The sequence below is a fragment of the Allobosea sp. AAP35 genome, from assembly GCF_001295925.1.
Taxonomy (GTDB): Bacteria; Pseudomonadota; Alphaproteobacteria; order Rhizobiales; family Beijerinckiaceae; genus Allobosea.
The window spans coordinates 1-4168 of record NZ_LJHQ01000078.1 but is presented as its reverse complement, the minus strand read 5'-3'; the positions used below and the strand labels follow the sequence as shown (position 1 = coordinate 4168).

Sequence of the window (4168 nt, the reverse complement as noted above, 5' to 3'; positions counted from 1 at the left end):
GGCGTGAACAGGACCGAGTAGCCGGTGACGATGGCTTCGCGCCCGAGCGCAACCGCCAGATGGGTCTTGCCCACACCCGGCGGGCCCAGGAGCGAATCGCTTCGCCATTGGCGATGAAGCGACCCGTCGCGATCTCGCGGATCTGCGCCTTGTCGAGGGACAGCTGGGCCCCGAAGTCGAAGCCGGTGAGGTCGCGCACGAAGGGCAAGCGCGCCAGGCGCATTTGCCCTAGCCCCTAAAGCACCGCCGTGCATACATCAGTCAGGTACAGGCTGGTGACTGCGGAGAAGGGGCGGTGCGGGGGATACTGCTTTGCCCGGGCAATAACGGCTTTTACCGTGACATTGCCGGGCATCAGAGGCGCGGCGATGAGAAATGGCAGGAGATGCCCATCGGACCCTGTAATCGTCGCGGCCGCCGTTCTGCTCAGCAGCTTGCCGGCGTATTGATTGGCTCCCGGGTATTGGAAGTTCGCAGGCATTCTGACTTCTTCAGCGCTCAGATAGCGGGCGAAATAGGCTCCATAATAGTCCAGCGCTGACGTAATACGTGCCTGAGCTTCGGCTATCGCGGCGACATTCCGCAGGTTCGATCGACTTAGGACCTTTAGCGTCAGCAGCAGGTACGTGAGCGAGAACATCGGATATCCGAAAGTCTGCTCTTGTCGAGCGCGGTATCGATCGACGATCTCACCCGCTTGCGGTGTGACAGTTTGCGTGAATTCCCAACTCTCTCCGGGCTTGTAACAATTCAGGATAGTTTGCCCCGGTCCATAAATCGCTTTCGCCACCTGCTGCGACCAGGAAATTGCAATCGCGCCTCCTTGCCCGAGCGCGATTTCGGCCAGACCTTGTCGGTCGTGACGCAGGCGCGCAATGGATGCGAGCGCTGCGAGGTGGATGCTGACATGATTGCTAAAACGGTTGCAATCAAGATTGGAGCGTTGCGCACGAAAATTGGACGAGTGTGTAATTAGCGACGCGATTTCGGAGAGGAACCGGTCGACATTGTCAGCCTCCTCGCTCGTAAAAACCGAGAGCGCCAAAAGTAAATCCACTGCATTGACAAGAGCGGGAGTGCCGCGACCGAAGGTCAGGCCGATTGCAAATCTCGTATCCAGCGAGCTGGTACCCTTTTCATCGCAATATTGGCTAAGAGCTCCGCGGAAGCGAGCACCGTCCCGGATACCCGAGCGGGCCCAAGACAATAGAATCTCACGAGCGCCTTGGAGTGCTTGGCTGGCGAGCTTCTCTTGGCCGAACCCGCTCCGACCGATCTCGCTGAGATAGGCGTAGGTCGCGAATGTCGACAGTACCTCGGTCGCTCCTCGATGCTCGTTGGTAAAATCTTGGTAATAGGTTGAGAGGTTGCAACCCGTGAACGGCTGGCTATATTTCGCGACTTCCCTAAGGTAACTTACGCAACGCTGCTCCAACATCCGCAGGGCGGCTTTGGTCGAAGGGCTATCGCACCCTATGAAATGGCTGAGCGAGTCGCGATCAGTGAAAACGAATGGGTGAGCTTCGGATCCGGCCGCCGGCGTTTTGGCAATGGCCTGCCAGGGCGCGACCGCCATCGTTGCCAGGGCAAAAACGCCATGCAACGTCTCACGACGATGGAGAGTTGTTTTCGTTAGCATTATCCCTCCGGCGGCTTCCCATAGATTAGCATCCAGCCGTCGCTCACAGCAAGTCAACGTCACCAAGGATGCCAGAGCCGTGTCGCATAGTCGAATGGCGATGGACGGACAACGTAGTACTTGTTGCCAACAACCCGCGCGAGATTCTCTCTGACCGCAACAACGCCCCAGGCGAACGGAGAACGGCAGACCAGTTTTAGCTGGGGGCAAGTACGGCCAAATCTCGGATGACGATACGGGCGGGGCGATCGGTGGGATCGAACCGAATGAAATTTATCGGCGCTTCAGCGCTGAGGAGCAGATGCAGTCGGTTCACGCCTGGTTCCAGTTTACGGTAGAGAGCAAAATTAGGATTGATAGCCTCCTCTCTAACGCTGCGGAAGTAAACCTGCGCCACGCATGTTTCCTCGACGACTAATACGGCTCTCACTATTAGCCATTGAGACAACGTTTTGGCTAGAGGCAGTTCAAGCCTCGGGTCCTCGTCATGGGCGGTAACGACGAGATCGTTCTGCACGCGTTCGAGCCCAGTTCTAGGCCCGGGCTTCGGGAGCGATGTGACCATGGAGAAAACCTCACGCAGGACCGGTCCTTCCAGTTCTCCGGCACGCGCCAGCGCTTGCCTTACTTCGTCATCTGCACTATATTTCTTGGCGGTATCCGCCTCGAAGAAAATGCTTCCAGCGATCGCAGGCAATGCGTTATCGCTCGCAACGCTGACAACGAAGCGCGGCTTGCTTAGAACCTTATCCTGGACGATATTTTCAGACGAACGAAAAAATATATCAGGGGAACAAGAGTATTGTGAAATAGGAGCCATAATCGAAACTGACCCAGAATTTTGCCCAAGAAATAAAGAGTGAGAGAAATTCTTTTTAATAACACTCGCGAATTCATGACGAGTCAGTTCTCGTTTATGAAATGGGTTATCATAACCAGTTTCTTGCGAATACACAATCTTATCAGGTGTGGATATAATCAAAATTCCATCCCGACGCATCACGCGTTTAAATTCAGAAAATAACAATTCGTGCTCTTCGATATGTTCGATAGTCTCAAAGCTTATAACAACATCGACGGAATTTGAAGCAATTGGCAGAGATAGACAGGTACCTCGACAAAAACTTAGATTCGATGATGCGTAAGCCTTCTGAGCATGAGCAACAGCCTCCTGAGACAGGTCAACCCCGACTACTTTTCGGGCAACCTGTGCTAGCAAAGCCGCGCCATACCCCTCCCCCGATGCGACATCCAGCACCACGCAATCTCCGCAGAAACTTCGCGCAAATAGATAGCGCAGTAAGTGCTCGTGCTCGATGCGGCCAGTCACGGCGGTGGTGTAGCGTTCGCCGTCGAATGGAAGCGCGCTCCTCGGTCGCGCCAAGGGGATAAAGGACCTCTGCTCATCATCTTCGCTTCTGGCGCAAAAACTTGGGGCAGTCATTGTCGGATCCACATGCAGTGAAACGCCTTAGGCAAAAACGTAGAATATGATATCGCTTCTCACAAGGCTGGTCGCAAGGTACTGATATTCATCATAGAGGTTTGAGTCGCGCAATAGGTCGTGTGGACAAACGGGATTTCCAAATCGGCTGATGTCTGATTCAACGCTGCTTTTTGGGGAGGGCAGCGGTGCTGCGCGGGCTTATGAGCGACGCGGAATGGGCGTTCTTCGCGCCTTTCCTGATTGAGAACCGGACGCAGGGCGGGCGGCGGCCGATGGACCATCGGCGGGTGCTCGACGGCGTGCTGTATGTGACGCGCACGGATGTGCCATGGCGTGACTTGCCGCCCGAGTTCGGCAACTGGAACTCGGTCCACCGGCAGTATCGACGCTGGACCGAGGCTGGCGTCTGGGACGTGATGCTGGCGGCGCTATCCGACAGCCCAGCCTCTGACAACACGCTGCAAATGTTCGATTCCACCATTGTCCGGGTGCATCAGCACGGCGCCGGCGGAAGGGGGGGATTCAGAGAAACTGTATTGGCCGTTCGCGCGCTGGGCTCACGACCAAGGTTCATACCAGAGCGAATGCGGAAGGGTTGGCGGTCGGCTTCCACGTGACGCCCGGCCAGGCCTCCGACATGACGGCCTACGACGATCTCATGGCGGAGGACGCGCCACTGCCAGAGGCGATGCTCGGCGACAAGGGTCATGACAGCGACGCCATCAGATCCGATCTCGAACGGCGCGGCATCGACCCGGTGATCCCGACCAGGTCGAACCGAAGGGCGCAGCGGACGATCGACAAGGCGGCCTACGCCATGCGCAATCGCATCGAGCGCTTCTTCAACAAGATCAAGCACTCACGCCGCGTGGCGACCCGCTACTACAAGCTCGCGTCCAGCTTCCTCGGGTTCGTGCAGCTCGCAGTACGCCTCCGGCGAGGGCCGCCTTGTTTGGTGCTGAGGAAGGGCTGAAGTCCTAGGTGTTTAGTCCCGGCATCTGGTGGAGCGGGTTTAGCCTGAAGCGATGAGGCTCAGCAGCCCAGCGCTTGCAGATGAACTCATAAGGCGTGAGGCCTTTCAG

Annotated in this window: 4 protein-coding genes and 2 pseudogenes; 1 reads left to right on the top strand and 5 read right to left on the bottom strand. The window is 56.7% G+C overall.

Annotated features, from left to right (window positions below; all coding sequences use genetic code 11):
• The 4 genes and pseudogenes from IP69_RS22580 to IP69_RS21610 all read right to left on the bottom strand — a co-directional run.
• Window positions 1–74 (bottom strand): ATP-binding protein (locus IP69_RS22580; protein WP_349236313.1); only part of this gene is annotated, 74 nt, incomplete at its 3' end.
• A gap of 83 nt (window positions 75–157) precedes the next feature.
• Window positions 158–223 (bottom strand): annotated as a pseudogene (locus tag IP69_RS22575) (hypothetical protein); the annotation flags it as partial.
• Between the two features lie 12 nt (window positions 224–235).
• The gene (locus tag IP69_RS20810; RefSeq protein WP_156323590.1) at window positions 236–1639 is read right to left on the bottom strand and encodes a hypothetical protein; all 1404 of its coding nucleotides are present in this window, start codon (window positions 1637–1639) and stop codon (window positions 236–238) included.
• Between the two features lie 196 nt (window positions 1640–1835).
• Window positions 1836–3083, bottom strand: a complete 1248-nt coding sequence (locus IP69_RS21610) for a class I SAM-dependent methyltransferase (protein ID WP_082359517.1) — start codon at window positions 3081–3083, stop codon at window positions 1836–1838.
• Between the two features lie 203 nt (window positions 3084–3286).
• Between IP69_RS21610 and IP69_RS21605 the strand changes: the two genes are divergently transcribed.
• Window positions 3287–4059, top strand: a protein-coding gene (locus IP69_RS21605) for an IS5 family transposase (RefSeq protein ID WP_156323591.1) whose coding sequence is annotated in 2 segments (ribosomal slippage) — window positions 3287–3596 and window positions 3596–4059 — 774 coding nt in all. Because the reading frame shifts where the segments join, the coding sequence is not laid out codon by codon here.
• A gap of 4 nt (window positions 4060–4063) precedes the next feature.
• On the opposite strand, the pseudogene IP69_RS22035 reads toward IP69_RS21605, so the two are convergent.
• Window positions 4064–4168 (bottom strand): annotated as a pseudogene (locus IP69_RS22035) (IS481 family transposase); the annotation flags it as partial.